The organism is Moraxella sp. CTOTU48268, assembly GCF_032069585.1.
Taxonomy (GTDB): domain Bacteria; phylum Pseudomonadota; class Gammaproteobacteria; order Pseudomonadales; family Moraxellaceae; genus Faucicola; species Faucicola cinerea.
Genome location: NZ_DAMALV010000004.1, coordinates 100,571 through 122,295, shown reverse-complemented (window position 1 = coordinate 122,295; position 21,725 = coordinate 100,571). Strand labels below are relative to the sequence as shown.

Sequence of the window (21,725 nt, the reverse complement as noted above, 5' to 3'; positions counted from 1 at the left end):
ACGTTGGGTTAAGTGAAGCCCCAGGTGTCTCACCCAATGGACAACACTATATTTATTCCAATAAAAATGTCATTACCATTGTATCGAATGGCAAATCCATCAGTATTAGCCCATCCCAAAATGGCGTACCCAATGGCTTGATTTATGGACCACTTTGGCTCAATCCAGACGCCAATAATGTTTTACCTTAACCAAGCTACAAATAACATGAAGCATGTTTATCTCTTACCTCGTTTATGGTGCGCCGCTGTTATGGCAATTGTCATGGCAATTAGCTTGGCGATGACAGGCTGTCAGACCATGCGCTCGCCATCAACAACCTTATCTAACACCACCCTGCAAAGTTCAACCTCATTGCCCAAAGTCATAGCGACTGCACCCACCAATTTGCCGCACATGGATGCTCGCCAGCTGTCAGGCAAGTTAATTTTTATTTATTTAACCGGATTTGGGGAAAATCGCCAAGCGCAGCTGATTGAAACCCAAATCGATGGCAGCGATCCAAAGACTTTGTATGAGGTCAATGGGACGATAATGAGCTTATCCGCCAGTCGCTTAGGCGACCGCCTGATTTTTACGGTTCAAGCAGGCAAAAGTTATCCTAAAGTTGTTATCCTTGATAGAGCGACTTTGCAAGTCACTGAGGTTTCGGGGGCTTCTGCGGTTTCTGCCAAACGCACCCATAATTTTAGCGGCGCAATCTCCCCCGATGGGCGCCAATTGTTACTAGCAAATAGCCAACCGGGCAATCCAGAGATTTTTTTGACCGATAGTAGCGGCAATATAAAACAACAACTGACGCATCAACCAGCAATTGATTTAGCCCCTGTGTGGTTGCCCGATGGTCAATCCTTTATATTTACGTCGGATAAAGCCAAATTTTTACAACCGCAACTTTATCAATACCATTTTGCAAAACAACAATTTTTGCCTTTAAACTTGCCTGGTAAAACCAATGCCATCGCTCGGGTTAGTCCTAGGGGGCGTTTGATAACTTATGTCAGCGATAATAGCCAAGGCAGGCTCGCAGATATGGCAACTAAAAAAAGTATCGCTATCAATGATGAAGGATTGGCTGAACCTGCCAACTTTTCGCCCGATGGCAACTATTTGTTGTATTCGGCAAAAAATCGCATAAAAATCATCCCAGTACCAACCTTCGAGCCGTTGATACTGCAACAGTCGCCTGCTAATTGGACGATTCAGTTTGCCGATAGCAACCACCAACCATTTACCATTCGAGAGCCGATTTGGGTAACACCCTAAAGTCCATAACAATCAATTGAAATTCTATACTACGACCCGATAAAAAAAGTAATAATCATTAATGGAAAATTATAATGAACCTAGAAAAACCAACAGATGCTCACACACCTGACCCAGCCAATCCACAATTTGGTAGTGGGGCGAATGGTTATCCATCATCGTTACCGCAATACACGCAGCTTAGTCAAAACTTACCGGTGACCCAAAGCCAAATCAGTTATAACCACATTACTTATGCGTTGGCGCTGTTTAGTTATTTTACCGCGGGACTGACTTGGATTATTCCGATTGTGATGAATTATTTAAAGCGCGATGAGGCTAGAAACACGTGGCTTTATAGTCACTTTGATTGGCAAATCAAAACGTTTTGGTACAGCATATTTTTTTGGGTGATTGGTTTTGTCATGGTGATTTTTGCAACGGGTGGGCTGTTTTTTGGCGCCGCCGTTGATAGCAATCATACGATGGGTGGTAGCTTTATTGTCGGTGCTTTAGGCGGCCTGATAATCGTCGCCACAGTCTTATGGCATCTGTATCGCATTGTTCGTGGTTGGATTGCGTTGTCAAATGGTCGACCTGTGCCTTAACCTTCGATTAAAAGACTTTAAAAGCTAAATCCTACAATCTATACTCTAAATACTCTGGGTTGATAGCTGATATGATAGTTACTAAAGGCGTTAAGGTAAAGAAAATTGCAGGTGTTTATTTAGCCTCAACACTGATATAATAGCTTCTCTGATTTTGACGAGGTAGTCTAGACAGCGCGTCAACGGCTGCTATCTCTCAAGCTAAATAGGTTAGTTCTGCTTGTATAAAGGGCAGAGTCAATTAGATTCACCCATGCAATGTGAGTGCTTATTCAACTATGTATGCCTTTCTTCGTCCGTTCTTATTTAATACCGATCCTGAAAAAGCCCACGAAATCACGTTATCGTTACTCGAAAAATCGCAAAAATTTGGGATGCTCGGGTTTTTGTACGGTAAGCAAGAACTAATAACCGAATGTATGGGGTTAACCTTTACCAATCCGGTTGGTTTGGCAGCAGGGCTTGATAAAAACGGCGAATATATCGATGCGTTAGCGGCATTGGGTTTTGGCTACATCGAAATTGGTACGATTACCCCAAAACCACAGCCTGGCAATGAAAAACCCCGTCTATTTCGTATCAAAGAAGCTCATGCCATTATCAATCGCATGGGATTTAACAATAAAGGCGTCGATTATCTCATTGAGCAAGTCAAGCGTGCAAAATATCAAGGCATTTTAGGTATTAATATTGGCAAAAATGCCAGCACGCCGGTTGAAAATGCCCTAGATGACTATATTTATTGTCTAGAGCGAGTGTATCCTTACGCGTCTTATATTACGGTGAATATCTCCTCTCCCAATACCAAAAACCTGCGCGACTTGCAAAGTGGTGATGCGCTCACGGCGCTGCTTGATGGTATCAAATCACGTCACAGCCAACTCGCTAGCCAACATCAGTATTATGTACCATTAGTGCTGAAAGTTGCCCCAGATTTGGAAGAAGACCAAATTGATTATATAGCCAAAGAATTGGTGCGTTTTGATATTGATGGGCTGATTACCACCAATACCACCTTAAGCCGTAATGGGGTAGAAGATTATAAAACCAGTCAAGAAGCCGGCGGGCTATCAGGTCGACCACTCAGTCACCGTAGTACCCAAGTTCTTGAGCAGTTTGCCGAACGCTTACCGAGCTCAGTTGCGCTTATCGGCGTAGGCGGCATTGACAATGGTCAACGTGCGGTTAAAAAAATTGAAGCAGGTGCGGATTTGATTCAGCTCTATAGTGGTTTGATTTATGAAGGACCTGAGCTTATTCAAACCTGTGTTGAAGCCATTGACGGTTATCGTCTAAGCCAACATTCGCCGTCTAATTTGTAAATCCCATGATACGAGCTTGACCCGATGACTTTGTTAGATATGGTAGTGTTGTTTGTATTGTTTATGGGGTTGTGGCAGGGATTTAATAATGGCTTAATGCGCTCACTGGTGGGCATGTTTGGTTGGCTATTGGCACTGCTGCTAGCCAGTTATTTGGCAAAACCTTTAGCACCGTTTTTTGTGTCATTCACTGGCTCAACCGGCCTTAGTATCATTGCGGCATTCTTGGCAATTGGCTTATTTGTCATTGTAGGACTGCAAATCGTATTATGGGTGATGAGTAAAACCTTGCAGGGGCTTAGACTGAGCATTCTAGATAAATTGGCGGGCGCAGGGTTTGGCTTGGTCAAAAATTTGGTCATTGTGTTGATGGTGCTGAGTTTATTGGCGCCTTTTGTCGGTCAACGTGACTTTTGGCAGCAGTCTAAGTTTGCCAATGCGCTACTGCCAATGGCACCTTTTGCGACCCAAATCACCCAACAGCTTGCTACCACGCTGGGTAAAACCGCTGCCGATAAAATGGGTCAATAGTGGGGCAAATGGGCCAATAGCATTGGTAAGTTTAACTGACGGCTAACATCTTCTAAGCCGCCAAATAAGGTAGTTTCATTCAATTTTCATCAGGTCTCATAGCCATCCGTGAAAAATCAAAGGGGTAAAATATGTGTGGAGTTGTCGGTATAGCCGCTCACAGTCCGGTTAATCAAATGCTATACGATGCGCTGACTATGCTGCAGCATCGCGGGCAAGATGCTGCGGGTATTGTGACATGTCAAGATGGACGTCTGTTTTTGCGTAAAGAAAATGGCATGGTGCGCGATGTGTTCATGACCCGTCACATGATGCGTCTTGTCGGTAATCAAGGCATCGGGCATGTACGTTACCCAACAGCTGGTACGTCTAGCAGTGCGGAAGCTCAGCCTTTTTATGTCAATTCGCCGTATGGTATTACCTTGGCGCATAATGGTAATTTGACCAACGCAGAAGAGATTGCCAAAGAACTGTTTATGGAAGATATGCGCCATATTAATACCGATTCTGATTCAGAAGTCTTGCTCAATGTGCTAGCGCATGAGATGCAAAAACTCGGTATCCAGCATCCAAGCCCCGATGATATTTTTGAAGCGATGACATCCGTCTACAAACGTATCGAAGGCGCGTATGCGGTAGTCGCTATGATTACAGGCTATGGTATTTTGGCATTTCGTGACCCCAATGGTATTCGTCCGCTGATTTTTGGTCAACGATTAGCGGAAAATGGCGGTTTTGAATATGTGGTGGCATCTGAGTCAGTTGCGTTAACCGCATTGGGTTTTGATATCGTTCGAGATGTGAAGCCCGGTGAAGCGATTTTTATCGATGAAAACAATAACTTCTTTAGTCGCCAATGTGTCGAAGCCAAAGAGTTTAGACCTTGTATTTTTGAATATGTCTATTTTGCCCGCCCAGATTCGATTATTGATAATATTTCTGTTTATAAAGCCCGTATGCGTATGGGCGAGACTTTGGCGCAGAAGATCATCAAAGAATGGGGCGAAGATCACGGGATTGATGTGGTTATCCCTATTCCTGATACCTCACGTACTTCTGCGATGGAACTTGCCCAGCATCTAGGCGTAAAATACCGTGAAGGCTTTATGAAAAACCGCTATATCGGTCGCACCTTTATTATGCCAGGGCAACAGCAGCGCAAAAAATCGGTGCGTCAAAAATTAAGCGCAGTGCCTTTTGAATTTAGAAATAAAAACGTATTGTTGGTCGACGATTCAATTGTACGTGGCACGACTTGCCACGAGATTATCCAAATGGCACGTGATGCAGGCGCCAATAATGTGTATTTTGCCAGTGCCGCGCCACCCGTCAAATATCCCAATGTGTATGGTATTGACATGCCAGCGCGCAATGAGCTGATTGCCTCAGGTCATAGTGTGGAAGACGTTTGTAAAATCATCGGCGCGGATCGTTTGATATTCCAAGATTTGGATGATTTGATTGAAGCGGTACAAGACAAACACAGCGATGCCAAAAAATTTGACTGTTCGGTATTTGATGGCAAATACATCGCCGGTGGTATTGATGAAGACTATTTGGATGAATTGCAGCGTAAACGCAGTGATAAAGCCAAACAGAAAAAATCTGGGATACAAGACGTGGCGGATACGCCTGTGGATATTGTCGGGGTGCAAACCGAGGTATAAGTTATCCTACATAAAAAAAAGCCCAAGTTGGGCTTTTTTTATGGCTATTGAAAACCCATCAGATTCAATCCCCATAAAAATCCATTAAGGCTAGCAATCCCTACTAGCATACTTAGCAGTAATTGCTTTTTCCAATGATAGCTGAGCAACACCACTAAAAGCGCCAATATCTCTGCCACAAGCAATGGCGATAAGCCCAGACTCACAATCATAGCGTTGGGCATAGGCTTGGGCTGCTGCCAATGCAAGGAAGTTAAAATCAACAGCGTCATCACGGATAATGGCAATGCTTTATTCACCGCGAGCAACAAGGGAGCATCCAATAATCGCTTTGGCAAAATTAGTGGGGTTAAGCGGGTGAGAAAAGTCACCAACGCCATGGCAAAAGTAGCGGCGACTAAATAAAAGTTATCAGGTGGTGTGTTCATAATATTCTAACGATTAATGGATAAATTTTTTAGCGGTTGAGCTGTCAGATAGTTTGAACTATCAGAGAGCTTGCTCATGAGCAGATTTATTGCCCATCAAAAAATGGATGATAATGAGTCCCAAACTCACGCAAATCGCTGATAGTAAAAGCCAATCGGATATAAAATAAAACGCCGCTATAAATGCAATGATGGCAATGAAAATGGGATAGTAAGCCTTGACTGCTTTAAACTGCTCGTAGGCTAAAATAGCAAATAAGCACACTAACGCAAAATCCAAATGGGGCACCCAATCATTGAGCCCTGCACCTACCAAAATGCCTAATATGGTACCGATAACCCAATAACACTGATTGAGCAAACTCACCGGTAGTATCAGTCTTTGGCGTTCATTTTCATGAAGGGTGGTTAACACGGAGAAAGTTTCATCGGTTAACGCAAACAAGCAATAAAATCGACTGATAGGATTGGTTGGTAATTGTTTTAACAAAGGAATGGCATAAAAAGCATGGCGCAAATTTATCGCTAAGGTATTGCTGGCGATGGTTGAGATTCCAACCCCGCCCGCTAACAGCGCGATAGAAGCATATTGCGCCGCACCCGCGTACAACACCACACTAGATAAAATCGCCGCCCATATAGGCAGTTTTGCTGCCACAAACAACACGCCAAAGGCAATTCCTGCAGGTATATAGCCCATTGCTACAGGAAAACTTACTTTAAACGCCTGTTGCCATAACCCATTTTTTATTAATTCATTTGTCATCATTGCTATTCTTGTTTAAATTTTAGCCATAAAAATACCCTAGCAAGTAGGGTATTTTGCCGCTCAAACCATTTATTGATTATCTAACACTTTGTTGTCGTACATAGGCGCATTGCGGTCTTCAAAAACCACTTCGTCCTCAACAAATTCTGGTTTGACTTCGACAATAAAGTCTTTGCGTGACATACCGAGCCACAGTGGAATTGCACTGGCGATATACACTGATGAGAAAGTACCTAATATCAAGCCAATGAGCAATGCTACTGAGAACCAATGTAAGCTTTCGCCGCCAAGCAGCAGCATCGCGACAACCACCAGCAACACCGTTGAAATGGTCATAATAGTACGACGTAGCGTTTCAGTGAGCGATAAATTGACAATTTGCGTTGGACTAGCACCACGGACCCGGCGGAAATTCTCACGGATACGGTCAAAGACGACGATGGTATCGTTAATCGAGTAACCAATCAGTGATAACACCGCAGCAAGCACGGTCAAATCAAACGGCCATCCGAAAAGTGCGAAAATACCCACGGTGATAATACTATCATGAAATAACGCCAACACCGCGCCTAAGGCTAATTTGGCTTGGAAGCGCACCATCACATAAATAAACATACACACTAATGCCAGTGCCGTTGCCCCTAAGGAGCTGATATAAATCTCATTACCGACTTGGCTGCCAACCACATCAATGTTCTTGATGGTGGCATTGTTGTTGGGTAAATCTAACGCCGCATCAAGAGAGTTTGATAACCCTTCGATTTGTTTTTGCGGGGGCAGGCGTACCAAAATTTCTTTGTTACTGCCCAAATATTGCACCACACTGTCATTGATTTTATGGCTTGCTAAGGCTGACTGAACTTGGGCTTGTTGCACGGGTTGCTCATAAACTACCGTGGCTGACACACCACCAGTAAAATCTAAGCCTAGATTTAAACCTTTGGTTAAAATAGCGACCAAACTAAGAATCGTTAAGATGGCGGAAAATATGGCAAAAGGTTTAGCTACCTTTAAAAAATCAATAATACGCCGCCCCGCAAAGAGTTTTTCACCGCCAAAACCCTCTGCCGAAAATTCAGCACTGGCAGTGTTAGCCAGCGCTAACCCAGCGTTTTGGGTTGTATCGGTAGGAGTAACAGGCTGCTTGACCAAATTTTTATTCACCCCTTTACCATTACGGCGCGGCGTTCTGCGGTGCTGTGTATTTGATACCATTTCATCGCTACGACGTACACCCAGCTCGGAGAGTTTTTGCTCGGGGTTAATGGGTTCTGAGCCGTCTAAACCGTCTAGATCCTCTAACTTGTCATCATTCATTATTCGCTCCTTAACCAATACTTAGGCGTTTGACAGTTTTGCGGTAGCCATAAGCTAACTGTACCAGTGCACGCGTGACGGTCACTGAGGTGAAGATAGAGCTGGCAATACCAATGGCTAAGGTGACAGCAAAACCTTTAATCGGACCTGTACCAATCGCAAATAAAATAAATGCGACAATCAAAGTAGTCAGCTGCGCATCAAAAATACTGGTAAATGCGCGATTAAAACCCGCCACAATCGCAGATTTGGGTCTGGCGCCGTTGGCAAGCTCTTCGCGGATGCGTTCAAATATCAGCACGTTGGCATCCACCGCCATCCCGATGGTTAACACGATACCTGCGATACCCGGCAGGGTTAGGGCAGAACCAATCAATGACATGATGGCTAAAATCATCATTAAGTTAAAAATCAACGCGATATTGGCAATCAAACCAAATAAACGATAAAAAATAATCATAAATAAAAAGACGAGTAAGTAGCCGACTTGGGTAGAGAACATACCTTTTTGGATGTTATCTTGTCCCAATGATGGACCAATAGTACGTTCTTCAACAAAATACATGGGCGCCGCTAGCGCACCTGCACGAAGTAACAAAGCCAGCTCTGAGGCTTCTGCATTACTATCTAAACCCGTGATTTGGAAAGTTGAGCCAAAGACGCCTTGAACGGTCGCTTGATTGATAATATGGCTTTCTGCGTAAGGTGTTCTTACTTCTTTATTTTGACCCGTCACTGGGTCTGGCTGGAAGGTGACACGCTGCTTATTTTCAATAAACAGCACCGCCATTTGTTTGCCCACTGATTTTGCTGTGGTATTTTGCATCAAACGACCACCCGCGTTATCTAGCGTGATATTCACTTGGGGGCGACCGTTTTGGTCCATCCCTGCTTGAGCATCCTGTACGTTTCGACCGGTGACCACAGCTTGACGTTCCAATAAGGTCTTTTGTGGGCTGTCGACTTCACCAAATGAGTAGGCTTCAGTGCCTGCAGGCAATACCCCGGATGGATTGGCTTGGAAGGTATTGTTTTGCTCAGAGACCATACGAAATTCGAGATTGGCGGTACGACCAATGACCCGTTTGGCTTCTGCGGTATCTTGCACACCGGGTAATTCCACCACAATACGATTGGCACCTTGTGATTGCACCACGGCCTCAGCCACGCCTAGCTCATTAATACGGTTACGCAAAGTCGTCAAGTTTTGGGTGACCGCATCTTGAGAAATTTGTGAAATCGTCGACTGGGTCAAGGTCATGTTAATCGCTGGACCCCCCGCATTGATGAGCGGTTGTAATTCGTAATTTGTCCCAAAGCGACTACGTAACACATTCATGGCTTGATCACGCGCGGCATTATCGACAAAGTTTAAAGTCAGATTATTTTGCCCTGCTTGTAAATTGGTCACGGCAATTTTTTGGTTGCGTAGCTCTGTACGAATATCTCGAGTTAAGTTTTCCAAACGCTGAGAGACGGTTTTGCTCATATCAACTTCTAGTACAAACCGTACACCACCCCGCAAGTCCAAGCCTAATTTAATAGGATTGCCACCAATATTACGTAGCCATGCTGGCGTGGTTTGTGCCAAGTTTAGTGCCACCACGTAATTGTCGCCAAGCTTTTCTTTTAGCACTTGTTGCGCTTTAAGCTGCGTTTCAGTCGACTCATCACCAATTTTTAACAAAGCTGATTTACCATCAAAACTGTTGTTTTTGGTTGGGATGTTGGCGGCATTTAGGATGGTTTCCGCTTGCTTTAGCACATCATTGGTCAATGTGGTACTAGCGGAAGCCCCCGTGATTTGAACGGCGGGCTTGTCTGGATAAAGGTTTGGTAGGGCATACAGGGTGCTCAGTAGCAGCACAATGCCGATTAAAAAGTATTTCCAAGCAGGGTAGTGCATAATCTTGACTTCTTAAACTTGATTTTTTTAGGTAACTAGTTGTTCTACTAGGTCTATTAACCGTAGGGCTATTAACCGCGATCAACAAGGCATTACAATATCATAATAGCCAGTTGGCAACCTAACAGAATGCTAGGTCGCCAACCTGACAGGTGAGCTGCATCAGCAATTATTTAAGACTATCAATGGTACCCACAGGTAATACCGAAATGATTGAGGCACGTTGTACCATCACCTCTTGGGTAGTATTTAATGCTACAACCGCATATTCACCTTGAAGTTTTTTGATTTTCCCCATCAAGCCACCGGCAAATACCACTTCATTGCCTTCTTTAATGGCATCAATCATTTGACGATGCTCTTTGTTACGACGGCTTTGTGGTCGGATAATAATGAAGTAAAAAATAGCAAAAAAAGCCAATGGTAATAGCATTTGCATAATGGTGGAAGCACCCGTTCCAGTAGGTGCTGCCGCCGCACCTTCCGCATGGGCAGATTGGATAAATGCTAAAATAGCGGTAAGTAGCATAGTTAAAATACCCTTAAATTGAGATTTAGTCATAAAACAGTGATAAAAACAACCTGTAATGATAACCGATTTAGCCAAATTAATAAATGATTAACCCTTGTTTGCTGAAATAATTCAGCGCTAGGAAGATGAACGGTGAGTAGAAAATCCAGCGATTTTGGATGGTTTTGGATAATAAGGTCAAAAATTTTTATCGGAATTATTCACTATTTTATGCTTGATTATTAACAATGACGTAACAATAAAGTTAATGGTTATGCTATGCTTAGTTGTAACAAATTATTTCTTTTAGGGTCAAACAATTGGTGTTACCAATTGAAGGAAAATCTCATGACTATGACGTTAAATTTTCAACCGATTGATAAAATCCGAAAGCAAGTAAGGTCAAAATTATGGTTAGGGTTAGTCATGGCGACTTCGTTAACCGCCCCAACGCTGGCAAATGCTGAAATCACCCAGCGTGATATCGATAATTACGGTACTGCGATGGCGGCTGCAGCAAATGCCAAAAGTATTTCGCGCGTTGCAAGTCTAGTAGCAGATGATGCCTTGATATCTGTGTCGCGTAAAGGAAAAACCACCACCTTAAATAAAACCAATTATCTAAACCTCTTGCAAAACAACTGGTCAAAAGCAACGCGATATGGCTATGATATACAATTAAACAATGTGGTATCTAGCGGTAACCATGCCAAAGCAGATGCGATAACAACAGAAGTCATCGTCGAAAATAACGTAACGACACGTTTAGTAACAACTTCACGTATTACCTTCGCTGAAAGCGGTAACTCAGTGTTATTGTCCAGGGCGATTAGCCAACTTGTGATTGAAAAGCACTAATTTAGTGGTGTTAAAAAGGGTGGTACAAAAGTTTTGTGCCACTTTTTTTATGGATTCTAGTATAATTTCAGCCAATATTTAATTTCACGGGCTTGAAATCACAGCCGTTTTTTTATTTATAATGTCAAATTTTAGCTTATATTCTTCCATAGTTTTATGCTATGGGATGGGTATATGTCCTACATCTAAATTGCAAAAAAGAGCTAGGAATTATCATGTTGCTTTCGATAAGCCATTCATCAAAAAAAACTATCAAACCGTTAAGTTTAGCTATTTCCTCTATTATTTTGGCAGCCTGTAGCAGTGCGCCAACCACCAGCACCACCAGTCCAGCCGGTAAACCTATGATTGGATCATCCAGTCACAGCAAAAGCACGGTGCGTAGCGCGCAAGAAAATGCCGCCCTACTGGATATGGATAGTTTGGATGAACTTGAAGGCTTACTTGAAGCCACCGACATGAGCATGGTAGAGAATAACGCTTTGTTGGTTCAGCGCTATGGTAATTTGTGGGATAGACTGCGCGTCAATTTTCGTATGAACTCAAATGTGTACGATCCGCGTATTGAAGCGCAAAAAAGTTGGTTTATTAGCCGCCAAGACTATCTAAACCGCTTAACAGCGCGTGCTAGCCGCTATTTATACTACACGGTGCGAGAAGCTGAGCGTCGCAATATTCCAACGGAACTGGCATTATTGCCTGTTATTGAAAGCTCTTATGATCCCAATGCCAATAGTAACGCATCTGCTGCAGGGTTATGGCAGTTTATTCCAAGTACTGGTCGTATTTATGGGTTGAATCAAACCAGCACCTTTGATGGTCGCCGTGATGTGATTGAGTCAACCCGTGCTGCTTATGACTTTTTGACCGCATTGTATAACCAGTTTGGTAGTTGGGAGTTGGCATTGGCATCGTACAATGCCGGTCCAGGCCGTGTCCAATCTGCGATTAATTACAATGCAGCACGGGGGTTACCAACGGATTATTGGTCGCTCAAATTGCCCACTGAAACGATGAACTATGTTCCTCGGTTTTTGGCTGTGGCGCAAATTGTCAAAAATCCGAGTACCTACAATGTGTATTTACCCGCAATTGCGAACCGTCAGCATTTTAGAAGTGTCCCTGCCAATGTTGGGGTGAGCTTGTATGAAATTAGTAGTTTGACAGGCGTAAGCTACGATGAACTGCGTGCCCTAAATCCTGCGTTAATTGCAGGTACGGTAGATATGTCAGGCCCAAGCCGTATTCTGATTCCCAATGATCTCAATGAATCAATTGACCGTAAAATCACCCAGTTACGGGGTAATGGTTATATGAGTCAGCAAGGTTATTTGGCAAATAATAGTTATGTCACCCCTAAAACTACTACGTCTACTTATAACACACCGCCGACAAACTTTGGCAACCAAACTAGAACCACAACCGCAAGTCAAGGTGATTCGCTCACTGCCGCCCAACAAGCCTATAGCAAAAAAGAAAAAGTTACCTTGCCATCCTCTAGCAGCGACTTGGCGGCGATGGCAAATAATATGGTTAAAAACCAAACCACGACTTATATCGCCCCCATTCCTAGTGCGCCAAGTATCCAAAGCCGTAATACGGTAATCAAAGAACCGCCGATTACCGCCACTGAGCAAAAAATGGTGACCGCTGAAATGCAGTCTAGCAATACACTACCAACGACTTCAGCGATTGTCACTGCCAATAACACCGTTGTGCAAGAACCGCCTTTGTCCAATCAAGAGCGTAACTTAATTGCTAAAGAAATCGAACAAACCGCACCACAAGTAGAGCAAGCCATTAACCCTGCCGATGGCCATATCAAGCTCAATGCCATTCAGACCCAGCAATCTGTGCTAGAAGCCAAAGGTGAGACCAAAAAACTCACTTACGAAGAACCACCCGTGGTGTTGCCAAAAGAGGTCAAAATTACCCAATCATCGAGTTTAAATGGCAAAGCACCCAGCACGGCGCAAGCAACCACGAGCAAACCTGTCACTGTTAGCAAACCGGCTGCTAAAAAACGTCCGAGCGGCACACGTAGCACCTATCAAGTCAAAGCTGGCGACACCTTGGCAAATATCGCCAGTCGCATGGGTGTGAATTGGCGAGATATCGCTGAATGGAACCAAATTGATCCAAATGCCGCCTTGCTAGCAGGTTCAACACTTTACTTATACAACGCCAAGCCTATCGAACCCAAACTAGTGGAAGCGCCAAAACGTAAAGCCAATAGCTATATCGTGCAAGCGGGGGATACCTTGACAGGCATCGCCGACAAGTTTGATTTAAATGTCAGTGAGTTAGCAAAATTTAATAATTTGCCTGTAACTTATCAAGTTCGTACCAACCAAAATTTGTGGTTAATTCCAGACAAAATGCCGAAGCCGACCGTGGCACAGCCCGGAGCGCAAAAGCCTGCCCCTGCTAGAGCTGAAGTTCAACCGGTATCAAGTCGTTATACGGTTCAGACGGGTGATACCTTGTCGGGTATCGCTGATCGATTATCCGTATCGCCCAAAGATATTGCTGATGTCAACGGTTTTAACACCAATTATCGTGTGCAAAAAGGGCAAGTCATCATCGTGCCTGTCACAGTTGAAAAGGTCAAATATGCGCTAGCTGGCAAATCGATTAACTACACGGTACGCCCAGGTGATAGCTTAGGTAGCGTCGCCAATAACTTTGATTTAACGGTAGCAGCTTTAGCCAAAGCCAATTATCTAAAACCGACGGCAAATTTAATTCAAGGGCAAAAACTGGTTATTCCTCAAGCAGGATTGGGTACGGTGGCTAGCGTGACAGCGACCCGCGAACCGATGAGCAAGCAGGACTCTGCAAAACCAGAGAGCAAAAAAGAAACAAAAAAAGAGACCAAAACAGCCAAAGATACCCAATCAGAGGATGATAACAAGCCAGCGTCAAAACCAGTAAGCAAATATAGCCGTGGTGATACGCAAAGCTACCAAGTAAAATCTGGTGATAGCCTGACAAACTTGAGTGCAAAATATGGCGTTTCCAAAAGCGAACTTGCCGCTTTAAATAACTTAAAAGGTAATGAGTCGTTATTGATTGGTCAAAACATCAAAATCCCGAAAACCACAACAACCTATAAAGTTAAAGCAGGCGAAGGCTTAATTTCTTTGGCGGGACGCTTTGGCATCAGCCCTAAAGAACTGGCTAGTCTAAATAACTTGTCACCAACAGCATCGCTCAAAGTGGGTCAAACCATTACAGTGCCAAGATAGATGAACCAAAGCTTGCCAAACAAAAAGACCACTATGTAAAATAGTGGTTTTTTACTTAAGTTTTTACTCAGTTTTTATACTTAGTAAGGAAATTATAAGGCAATAAAAAAGCGTATTTAATTAAAAATACGCTTTTTTAGCTATAAAGAGATAAGGGTTAATTAGTTAACGATATCTTTTAAACTTTTGCCTGCTTTAAAGCTTGGGACTTTGCTTGCTGGGATTTGGATTTCTTCTTTAGTCTGTGGGTTACGGCCAGTACGTGCTTGGCGTTCTTTGACACTAAACGTACCAAAGCCAACGAGCGATACAGTATCATTAGCTTTCATCGCTTCGCCAATCGTTGCGATAAAGGCATTTAATGCTTCAGTTGATTGGGCTTTAGAAAGGCCACTTTTTTTAGCAATGCTATCAACTAATTCTGACTTATTCATAAGAATATCCTTCAAATTTTTAGGGATGAAAATAAACGTTATATATACAAAGCACACGCTTGGCAATTAATTAGGCTCAAAGCCTTAAGTATCAAGTGCTGCATAAGTAATTATGATTCGATTATAAGTAAACTCCAACGGCTTCACAAGCAGTTTAAGCATAATTTCTGTGGAATTAAGCATTGATTAACGTGTTTTTGCAAAATATAGTGGTTAGCACACCAAACGATAACATTTTTTTTCAACAAAAATCGCTAAAACTTGTTATATAAAACCATATGGCTAAAATCAATCTAGCCATTATGCTTTTATTAGCAGCCAATATGAATATTGAACGACTAGCATTGTTTTATACCAGACTTACAATAATTAATGTTATTAACAACCTTTTGAAGTTACACTATCGACAAATTACAAAACCCATATTTGATTAATTTTGTGGAAATTTAATGAACGATAATTTTCAAACTTCGACCAATGCCCCAAGCAATATAGCCACGACAGCGCTCAATGTTGTATTAGTGATTATTGAAACCTTGCTGACCCTGTTGCTACGTTTCGATGCGGATCTTCGTAAGGTTGTCTATCCTTTAGCCACTACCAATACCGTCGTCCGTATTCATGCTTATGTCCCAAGCGTCACTTTTTATATGACCTTTACGGTTAATGGTATTTTGCTAGACAGCCAATTACAGCCTTCTCAGCAGGTCGATGTGACCATCAATGGCTTTACTTGGCAAATCGCCCAAAATTTATTTACCAACCAGCCTAAAGCCATCGAGCAGCTACAAATTCGCGGCGAAGCACAAAAGATGGCAGAGGTGAAGGCTTTTTTACATCAAATTGGTATCAATCAGTTATTACAAGTCATCACAAAGGCAGTCAAAGGTGATAAAGATAAGCAAAAAACCAAAAAGCCTATCAAAACCGATGCTGACTACAAACAACAAGTTGAGACACTCAATAGCCAAGTCAACGCCGCAAATCTACAAAAAACAGCGCTTGAAGCACAAATTGTAGAATTAAAAAGTAAAAATCAATGGATGAAACGCGCGGCAATCGCATTTTTTGTATTATTCGTTATTTGCGCGATTGGCTGGGCGGTAAAATAACAACCATTGCCTGCATTGCTTTGATAAAAGTCGCTTATCATTAAACAAATAAATCTGAGAAATAAATAAATCCGAGTGTTTTAGTAAGAATTAATCTTGACTAAAAGACTCGGATTTTCATATAATAGTCCTACCAACCATAAAACGCGTTTTCACAGCTTACGATGCTTTAACAGATTTAAATTTTTAACTTAAGTGGGGCTATTATGCGATTGACAACCCGAGGACGCTATGCAGTGACGGCGCTGCTAGATTTGGCATTGCAAGAGCAAAAACATGAATTGGCTGTGTCATTGTCTGATATCGCAAAACGTCAAGAGATTTCTATTTCTTATCTTGAGCAGTTGTTTTCAAAGCTGCGTAAAAAAGGTTTGGTGGTAAGCACTCGTGGGGCATCAGGTGGTTACCATATTGCCAAACCCATCAATGAAATCTCAATTATGAGTATTATTTCAGCAGTTGATGAGTCGGTTGATGCTAGAGCGTGCGAAGGTAAAGGTAACTGCCAAGATGGCGCCATGTGTTTAACCCATGATTTATGGAATGGCTTGTCAGAGCAAATTGAAAATTATCTGTCCACCGTGACATTAGATACGCTCATTAATCGTCAAATTATCCGTGAAATTTCTGAGCGTCAAATTTTGATGGTTGAAGACATGCAGGATAAAAATCAGTCTGCGGTAAACCCAATGACAGAGGCACCCGTATCGCAACGATCAAAGAAAATCAGCAATAAAGTTAGTAACAACAGCAAAACCTTACAACAAAATTCCGGGGAGAATTTGTTAGCATGAATAAATTAGTCTATTTAGATTATGCCGCGACTACACCAATTGATGAGCAAGTCGCCCAAAAGATGATGAAATACATGACCTTTGATGGCGTGTTTGGTAATCCTGCCTCACGTTCACATGGGTTTGGTTGGCAAGCGGAAGAAGCAGTTGAAACCGCACGCGAGCAAATCGCGGAGTTAATCAACGCCGATCCACGTGAAATTGTATTTACTTCAGGTGCTACTGAGTCAGACAATTTAGCGATTAAAGGGGTGGCACAGTTTTATAGTGGTAAAGGCAAACACATCATTACCAGTAAAATTGAACATAAAGCCGTGCTAGACGTCTGCCGTGAATTAGAAACAGAAGGTTTTGAAATCACCTATTTAGACCCACAGCCAAAGACAGGTCTGATTACAGTTGATCAAGTCAAAGAGGCTATTCGTGAAGATACCATTTTAGTGACCCTAATGATGGTTAACAATGAACTTGGTACCTTAACAGATGTCGCGGCGATTGGTGAAATCACACGTGAAAAAGGTATTATTTTTCATGTCGATGCGGCGCAGGCAGCCGGTAAAACTCCGATTGATTTGGAACAATTAAAAGTTGATTTGATGAGTTTTTCTGCGCATAAAATTTATGGTCCCAAAGGTATTGGTGCCTTATATGTTCGCCGTAAACCGCGTGTGCGTCTAAAATCACAAATGCAAGGTGGTGGTCATGAGCGTGGTATGCGTTCAGGTACTTTGGCAACGCATCAGATCGTAGGGATGGGTGAAGCCTTTGCCATTGCTGGCAAACGTATGGCAGAAGATGAAGCCAGACTGACAAAACTGCGCCAACGTCTGTGGGATGGCTTAAAAGAGCTTGATGAGGTTTATCTTAATGGTGACATCAATCACAGCATTCCAAATATCGTCAACATCAGCTTTAACTTTGTAGAAGGCGAATCCTTGATGATGTCATTGAAAGATTTTGCCGTGTCGTCTGGTTCTGCTTGTACATCAGCGACGCTTGAGCCTTCCTACGTATTACGCGCGATTGGATTATCAGATGAGCTTGCTCACAGTTCAATTCGTTTTAGTTTGGGACGTTATACCACCGAAGAAGATGTTGACCATGCGATTGCTGAGATGCGAACCGCGGTTGAAAAATTACGCGCTTTATCACCGCTTTGGGATATGTATAAAGAAGGCGTTGATTTAAATAGTGTAGAATGGAATGAACATTAATTTGAATTAAAAATTAATTTCCATTAAAAATTTATTCAATCGAATTAATAAGTAAAGATTAGTCAGTTACGTTTGACGTAACCAGCCAAAAGGAAAATGAAATGGCCTACAGTGATAAAGTGCTTGACCATTATGAAAATCCACGCAATGTGGGTAACTTAGATAAAGATGCCAAAAATGTCGGTACCGGTATGGTCGGCGCGCCAGCCTGTGGTGATGTGATGCGCTTGCAAATCCAAGTGGGTGATAACGGTATTATTGAAGATGCGCGCTTTAAAACCTATGGCTGCGGTTCAGCCATTGCCTCAAGCTCATTGGTCACAGAATGGCTTAAAGGCAAAACGCTGGATGAAGCTAGCGCGATTAAAAACAAAGATATCGCTGAAGAGTTGGCACTGCCACCGGTTAAAGTGCACTGCTCAGTGCTGGCAGAAGACGCCATTAAAGCAGCGATTGAAGATTATAAATCTAAAGCCAATGCTTGATTGATTGTACGATTCTAAAAGTCTTATTGACTCATCCTCAATAAGACTTTGGCTCAGTTACTTAAAGTGAGTCGCTTGAAGATTGAAATTAGTAGATGGGGTAGTAAAGTGATTGAATTATCAAACGATGCAGCTGAACATGTACGCGATTTTTTACAAAACCGTGGTCATGGCGAAGGTATCCGTGTGGGTATCCGTACCGCAGGTTGTTCTGGCTTAGCTTATGTGCTGGAATTTGTCGATGAGCCAGACCCTAATGACCAACGTTTTGAAAGCAACGGGGTTAGTGTATTTGTCGATCCAAAAAGCTTAGTTTATCTTAATGGTTTGAAAATGGATTTTGTCAAAGAAGGTCTCAATGAAGGCTTTAAATTTAGTAATCCAAACCAAAAAGGTGAGTGTGGCTGTGGTGAATCTTTCACTGTTTAATTTTTAATAATTTTTTTGTTCTTTATTATAGTCAGGGTTGGGTAGGGGAAATTGAAAATGGTTAATTATTTTGAGTTGATGAATTTACCCCAACACTATCAAATTGATATAGCCAAGCTTCAGCAGACCCTTCGCCAACTTCAATCTAAGTTCCATCCTGATAATAATCTTGATGCGTCTGTATCTGAGCAAAACCTTTCGCTATCTGCTAATACGGATGGTTTTTTGCGTGAATCAATCGCCAAATTATCCGCACTAAAGCCTGAGCAAGCGTCTGCTATTATTAATGAAGCCTACAATACGCTTAAAAACCCTGATTCTCGCGCGTCACATTTATTGGCACTCAAAGGCATTTCACAATCTATTAATCAGCCGATTCGTGATTTGGATTTTCTAGACGATGCCATGTCATTTCGTATCGATTTAGACGATGCTGATAGCCAAAGTATTACGCTACTTAGCAAAAAACTTACCGAGTGGCTAAATAATTATCAACTTGCCTTTGACGAAGTTTATCAAAAAATTGATAATCTCGCTGCAGCTGAGGTCAATGATGATACCTTAACCAAGCAAGCGATAGATATCATTCAAAAACTGCAGTTTTTGGTTAAACTGCAAGCAGATGTGGCAAAAACCACCGATGAATTAGCCCAGCAGAATTTTGATAATGATGACGATCTGTACGTGTAAATCATGATTAAAGGGTAAGTTGTCATAGCGTTTGTTAATTTATTTGGTTTATCATGTTTTTAATTTATAATACCATCCGTTTTGACTTTCTATAAAGATACAAACTAAGCTAAAGATATAACCTAAGCTGGTTTTATTTTCAAATTATTTTTTCTTTTTTTTAATTGGTCCAATTTATGTCGTTATTACAAATCGCTGAACCCAATCAAAGTGCCAAGCCCCATGCGCATCGTTTTGCTTTAGGAATTGACTTAGGAACCACGCGCTCACTGGTAGCGGTAGTCCGTTCAGGTGAGCCACAAGTGATTGGCGATAAAGTTAGTGAGTGTCAATCTAGTGACAATAACGCCAATGACGACAGTCAAATTGCTAATCGGGTAAAAGGTATCGATTGCCAAAAGCTTTTACCCTCGGTGGTGTATTTTGGCTTAGATGACAATGGTAATCCAGAAACTTTGGTAGGTAGTCATGCTGAAGCAATGGCAGAACAAGCACCAAATCATACTGTACGCTCGGTCAAACGGTTTATGGGTCGAAGCATCAAGGATATTAAGTTCAATCATCCTTATGAATTAGTCGGTGATGTCGATGTGATGCCAAGTATCCAAACCCCACAAGGTGCCAAAAATCCTGTTGAAGTATCAAGTATCCTGTTAAAACATCTGTATGACCGAGCAAAATTGGCGTTACCTGACAATAGTATTGTGGGCGCGGTGATTACGGTGCCCGCTTATTTTGATGAAGCACAGCGCCAAGCGACCAAAGATGCGGCTAAATTGGCAGGCATTCATGTGATTCGCTTATTAAACGAGCCGACTGCCGCCGCGATGGCGTATGGGCTGAACCAAGCACAAGACGAAGCGTATCATCTCATTTATGATTTGGGTGGGGGCACGTTTGACGTATCGGTGTTAAAGCTCAATCATGGTGTATATGAAGTGCTGGCAACGGGCGGTAATAGCGCACTGGGTGGCGATGATATTGACCGCTTGATCGCTAATTGGCTCATTCAACAAACAGGCCTGTATCCTTCAAGCATTGATAACCATCAAAAACAACTGCTAAACGTACAGGCTCGCACGCTTAAAGAGCAGTTGTCAAAAGCAGACCAAGTGACTGCCGAAGTTTCACTGAACGGTCAAACTTTTGATATTGTGTTAAACCAAAGCAATCTTCGTCAAATCATCCAGCCAGTGACTGACCGTACATTAGCGGTGTGTGCGCGAGTGTTACGTGATGCTGGACTTGAAACGTCCCAGCTTGATGAAGTGGTATTGGTAGGTGGTTCGACACGAATGCCATTGATTCAGCAAATTGTGGCAGAAACTTTTAACCAATCGCCACTGTCACGCATCAATCCCGATGAAGTCGTCGCGTTAGGCGCAGCCAAATATGCCGACCAATTAATTGGACAACAGCAAAATACGGTGTTGCTGCTTGATGTCACGCCTTTATCCTTGGGGCTTGAGACCATGGGCGGCCTCACCGAAGTGATTATTCCGCGTAACACGCCCATTCCTGTCACACGTAAACAGGTATTTACAACCTATCAAGATAACCAAAATGGTATGATTATCCATGTGGTACAAGGTGAACGCGATACGGTGGCTGACAATCGCTCGTTAGGGCAGTTTAAACTGACTGACATTCCAGCGATGAAAGCAGGGTTGGCGCGTATCGAAGTCACTTTTCAAATTGATGCCAATGGTCAGTTAACAGTCGGGGCTAAAGAGTTGACAACAGGCAAAGAAAGCCAAATTCAAGTCAAGCCGTCTTATGGATTGTCAGAAGATGAGCAGGAAAAACTGCTCAAAGCAGGCTTTGATTTTGCCATGCAAGATCGTCTGCAGCGCAGCTTGATTGAAAGTCAAGTAGAAGCAAAACGAGAATTGTTGGCGCTAGAATCCGCACTTGCAGAATTTGGCTTTTTGTTAAGCGATGCGCAAAAAAATGCACTGCAAACCTCGATGGCTGATGTTCAACAGGCGATTGATGGTGGTGAACAAGCCCAGTTAGAAACAGCGAGCACGCAGCTAAAAGTTCATAGTGATGATTTTGCTGCACTTATCATGAACCAAGCGGTCAATGAAACCATGAAAGGCACTTCAACCGCGGATTGGTCAAATTAATTTTGAATACATAAGACTATTAATCGTT

General features: G+C 42.6%; 19 protein-coding genes and 2 pseudogenes. 15 read left to right on the top strand and 6 right to left on the bottom strand.

Annotated elements, in window-relative coordinates; translation table 11 throughout:
- The 6 genes and pseudogenes from RT143_RS02520 to purF form a co-directional block, all read left to right on the top strand.
- Positions 1-191: pseudogene (locus tag RT143_RS02520) on the top strand (hypothetical protein); the annotation flags it as partial.
- A gap of 61 nt (positions 192-252) precedes the next feature.
- Positions 253-1,266, top strand: a complete 1,014-nt coding sequence (locus RT143_RS02515) for a hypothetical protein (RefSeq protein WP_313090956.1) — start codon at positions 253-255, stop codon at positions 1,264-1,266.
- 74 nt (positions 1,267-1,340) lie between these two features.
- The gene (locus tag RT143_RS02510; protein ID WP_313090955.1) at positions 1,341-1,853 is read left to right on the top strand and encodes a DUF4870 family protein; all 513 of its coding nucleotides are present in this window, start codon (positions 1,341-1,343) and stop codon (positions 1,851-1,853) included.
- Between the two features lie 278 nt (positions 1,854-2,131).
- Positions 2,132-3,175: a quinone-dependent dihydroorotate dehydrogenase gene (locus RT143_RS02505; RefSeq protein ID WP_313090952.1), complete on the top strand. Its 1,044-nt coding sequence runs from the start codon at positions 2,132-2,134 to the stop codon at positions 3,173-3,175.
- A gap of 24 nt (positions 3,176-3,199) precedes the next feature.
- Positions 3,200-3,706, top strand: a complete 507-nt coding sequence (locus RT143_RS02500; protein ID WP_313090949.1) for a CvpA family protein — start codon at positions 3,200-3,202, stop codon at positions 3,704-3,706.
- Between the two features lie 131 nt (positions 3,707-3,837).
- Entirely contained in the window at positions 3,838-5,373 is a 1,536-nt protein-coding gene (gene purF, locus RT143_RS02495; RefSeq protein ID WP_284034001.1) for an amidophosphoribosyltransferase, read from the top strand.
- Positions 5,374-5,417: 44 nt separating this feature from the next.
- Here purF and RT143_RS02490 read toward each other — a convergent pair whose 3' ends face one another.
- From RT143_RS02490 to yajC, 5 genes are all read right to left on the bottom strand, one after another.
- Entirely contained in the window at positions 5,418-5,801 is a 384-nt protein-coding gene (locus tag RT143_RS02490; protein ID WP_313090947.1) for an AzlD domain-containing protein, read from the bottom strand.
- Between the two features lie 61 nt (positions 5,802-5,862).
- Entirely contained in the window at positions 5,863-6,570 is a 708-nt protein-coding gene (locus tag RT143_RS02485; RefSeq protein ID WP_313090946.1) for an AzlC family ABC transporter permease, read from the bottom strand.
- 69 nt (positions 6,571-6,639) lie between these two features.
- On the bottom strand, positions 6,640-7,785 hold the full coding sequence (secF, locus tag RT143_RS02480) for a protein translocase subunit SecF (protein WP_313090959.1): 1,146 nt from the start codon (positions 7,783-7,785) through the stop codon (positions 6,640-6,642).
- A gap of 112 nt (positions 7,786-7,897) precedes the next feature.
- Positions 7,898-9,793, bottom strand: a complete 1,896-nt coding sequence (gene secD / locus RT143_RS02475) for a protein translocase subunit SecD (RefSeq protein WP_313090943.1) — start codon at positions 9,791-9,793, stop codon at positions 7,898-7,900.
- Positions 9,794-9,962: 169 nt separating this feature from the next.
- Positions 9,963-10,307, bottom strand: coding sequence for a preprotein translocase subunit YajC (gene yajC / locus RT143_RS02470; RefSeq protein WP_081454568.1), 345 nt, complete (start codon positions 10,305-10,307; stop codon positions 9,963-9,965).
- A gap of 345 nt (positions 10,308-10,652) precedes the next feature.
- Here yajC and RT143_RS02465 point away from each other — a divergent pair, with 345 nt between their 5' ends.
- Positions 10,653-11,162 (top strand): hypothetical protein, encoded by a 510-nt coding sequence (locus RT143_RS02465; protein WP_313090940.1) that lies wholly within the window; start codon positions 10,653-10,655, stop codon positions 11,160-11,162.
- Between the two features lie 215 nt (positions 11,163-11,377).
- Complete coding sequence (locus tag RT143_RS02460) at positions 11,378-14,410, top strand: LysM peptidoglycan-binding domain-containing protein (protein ID WP_313090938.1); 3,033 nt, start codon at positions 11,378-11,380, stop codon at positions 14,408-14,410.
- 161 nt (positions 14,411-14,571) lie between these two features.
- On the opposite strand, the gene RT143_RS02455 is transcribed toward RT143_RS02460, so the two are convergent.
- Complete coding sequence (locus tag RT143_RS02455) at positions 14,572-14,844, bottom strand: HU family DNA-binding protein (protein WP_099808014.1); 273 nt, start codon at positions 14,842-14,844, stop codon at positions 14,572-14,574.
- A 449-nt stretch (positions 14,845-15,293) separates the two neighbouring features.
- Between RT143_RS02455 and RT143_RS02450 the strand changes: the two genes are divergently transcribed.
- The 7 genes and pseudogenes from RT143_RS02450 to hscA all read left to right on the top strand — a co-directional run bounded on the left by RT143_RS02450 (position 15,294) and on the right by hscA (position 21,697).
- Positions 15,294-15,956: a hypothetical protein gene (locus RT143_RS02450; RefSeq protein WP_313090935.1), complete on the top strand. Its 663-nt coding sequence runs from the start codon at positions 15,294-15,296 to the stop codon at positions 15,954-15,956.
- Between the two features lie 206 nt (positions 15,957-16,162).
- Positions 16,163-16,594 (top strand): annotated as a pseudogene (locus RT143_RS02445) (Rrf2 family transcriptional regulator); the annotation flags it as partial.
- 152 nt (positions 16,595-16,746) lie between these two features.
- Positions 16,747-17,964, top strand: a complete 1,218-nt coding sequence (locus tag RT143_RS02440) for an IscS subfamily cysteine desulfurase (protein ID WP_188875561.1) — start codon at positions 16,747-16,749, stop codon at positions 17,962-17,964.
- Between the two features lie 101 nt (positions 17,965-18,065).
- Complete coding sequence (gene iscU, locus RT143_RS02435; protein ID WP_050324430.1) at positions 18,066-18,449, top strand: Fe-S cluster assembly scaffold IscU; 384 nt, start codon at positions 18,066-18,068, stop codon at positions 18,447-18,449.
- A gap of 108 nt (positions 18,450-18,557) precedes the next feature.
- Entirely contained in the window at positions 18,558-18,878 is a 321-nt protein-coding gene (gene iscA, locus RT143_RS02430) for an iron-sulfur cluster assembly protein IscA (protein WP_050324431.1), read from the top strand.
- Between the two features lie 57 nt (positions 18,879-18,935).
- The gene (locus RT143_RS02425; RefSeq protein ID WP_313090933.1) at positions 18,936-19,568 is read left to right on the top strand and encodes a Fe-S protein assembly co-chaperone HscB; all 633 of its coding nucleotides are present in this window, start codon (positions 18,936-18,938) and stop codon (positions 19,566-19,568) included.
- A gap of 176 nt (positions 19,569-19,744) precedes the next feature.
- On the top strand, positions 19,745-21,697 hold the full coding sequence (hscA, locus tag RT143_RS02420; protein ID WP_313090932.1) for a Fe-S protein assembly chaperone HscA: 1,953 nt from the start codon (positions 19,745-19,747) through the stop codon (positions 21,695-21,697).
- The last annotated feature ends 28 nt before the right edge of the window (positions 21,698-21,725 follow it).

What these genes read in the sequence shown, in the direction of transcription:
- RT143_RS02515 (WP_313090956.1), top strand. Translation starts at nt 253, where the DNA reads ATGGCAATTGTCATGGCAATTAGCTTGGCGATGACAGGCTGTCAGACC.
- RT143_RS02510 (WP_313090955.1), top strand. Translation starts at nt 1,341, where the DNA reads ATGAACCTAGAAAAACCAACAGATGCTCACACACCTGACCCAGCCAAT.
- RT143_RS02505 (WP_313090952.1), top strand. Translation starts at nt 2,132, where the DNA reads ATGTATGCCTTTCTTCGTCCGTTCTTATTTAATACCGATCCTGAAAAA.
- RT143_RS02500 (WP_313090949.1), top strand. Translation starts at nt 3,200, where the DNA reads ATGACTTTGTTAGATATGGTAGTGTTGTTTGTATTGTTTATGGGGTTG.
- purF (WP_284034001.1), top strand. Translation starts at nt 3,838, where the DNA reads ATGTGTGGAGTTGTCGGTATAGCCGCTCACAGTCCGGTTAATCAAATG.
- RT143_RS02490 (WP_313090947.1), bottom strand. Translation starts at nt 5,801, where the DNA reads ATGAACACACCACCTGATAACTTTTATTTAGTCGCCGCTACTTTTGCC.
- RT143_RS02485 (WP_313090946.1), bottom strand. Translation starts at nt 6,570, where the DNA reads ATGATGACAAATGAATTAATAAAAAATGGGTTATGGCAACAGGCGTTT.
- secF (WP_313090959.1), bottom strand. Translation starts at nt 7,785, where the DNA reads ATGGTATCAAATACACAGCACCGCAGAACGCCGCGCCGTAATGGTAAA.
- secD (WP_313090943.1), bottom strand. Translation starts at nt 9,793, where the DNA reads ATGCACTACCCTGCTTGGAAATACTTTTTAATCGGCATTGTGCTGCTA.
- RT143_RS02465 (WP_313090940.1), top strand. Translation starts at nt 10,653, where the DNA reads ATGACTATGACGTTAAATTTTCAACCGATTGATAAAATCCGAAAGCAA.
- RT143_RS02460 (WP_313090938.1), top strand. Translation starts at nt 11,378, where the DNA reads ATGTTGCTTTCGATAAGCCATTCATCAAAAAAAACTATCAAACCGTTA.
- RT143_RS02455 (WP_099808014.1), bottom strand. Translation starts at nt 14,844, where the DNA reads ATGAATAAGTCAGAATTAGTTGATAGCATTGCTAAAAAAAGTGGCCTT.
- RT143_RS02450 (WP_313090935.1), top strand. Translation starts at nt 15,294, where the DNA reads ATGAACGATAATTTTCAAACTTCGACCAATGCCCCAAGCAATATAGCC.
- RT143_RS02440 (WP_188875561.1), top strand. Translation starts at nt 16,747, where the DNA reads ATGAATAAATTAGTCTATTTAGATTATGCCGCGACTACACCAATTGAT.
- iscU (WP_050324430.1), top strand. Translation starts at nt 18,066, where the DNA reads ATGGCCTACAGTGATAAAGTGCTTGACCATTATGAAAATCCACGCAAT.
- RT143_RS02425 (WP_313090933.1), top strand. Translation starts at nt 18,936, where the DNA reads ATGGTTAATTATTTTGAGTTGATGAATTTACCCCAACACTATCAAATT.
- hscA (WP_313090932.1), top strand. Translation starts at nt 19,745, where the DNA reads ATGTCGTTATTACAAATCGCTGAACCCAATCAAAGTGCCAAGCCCCAT.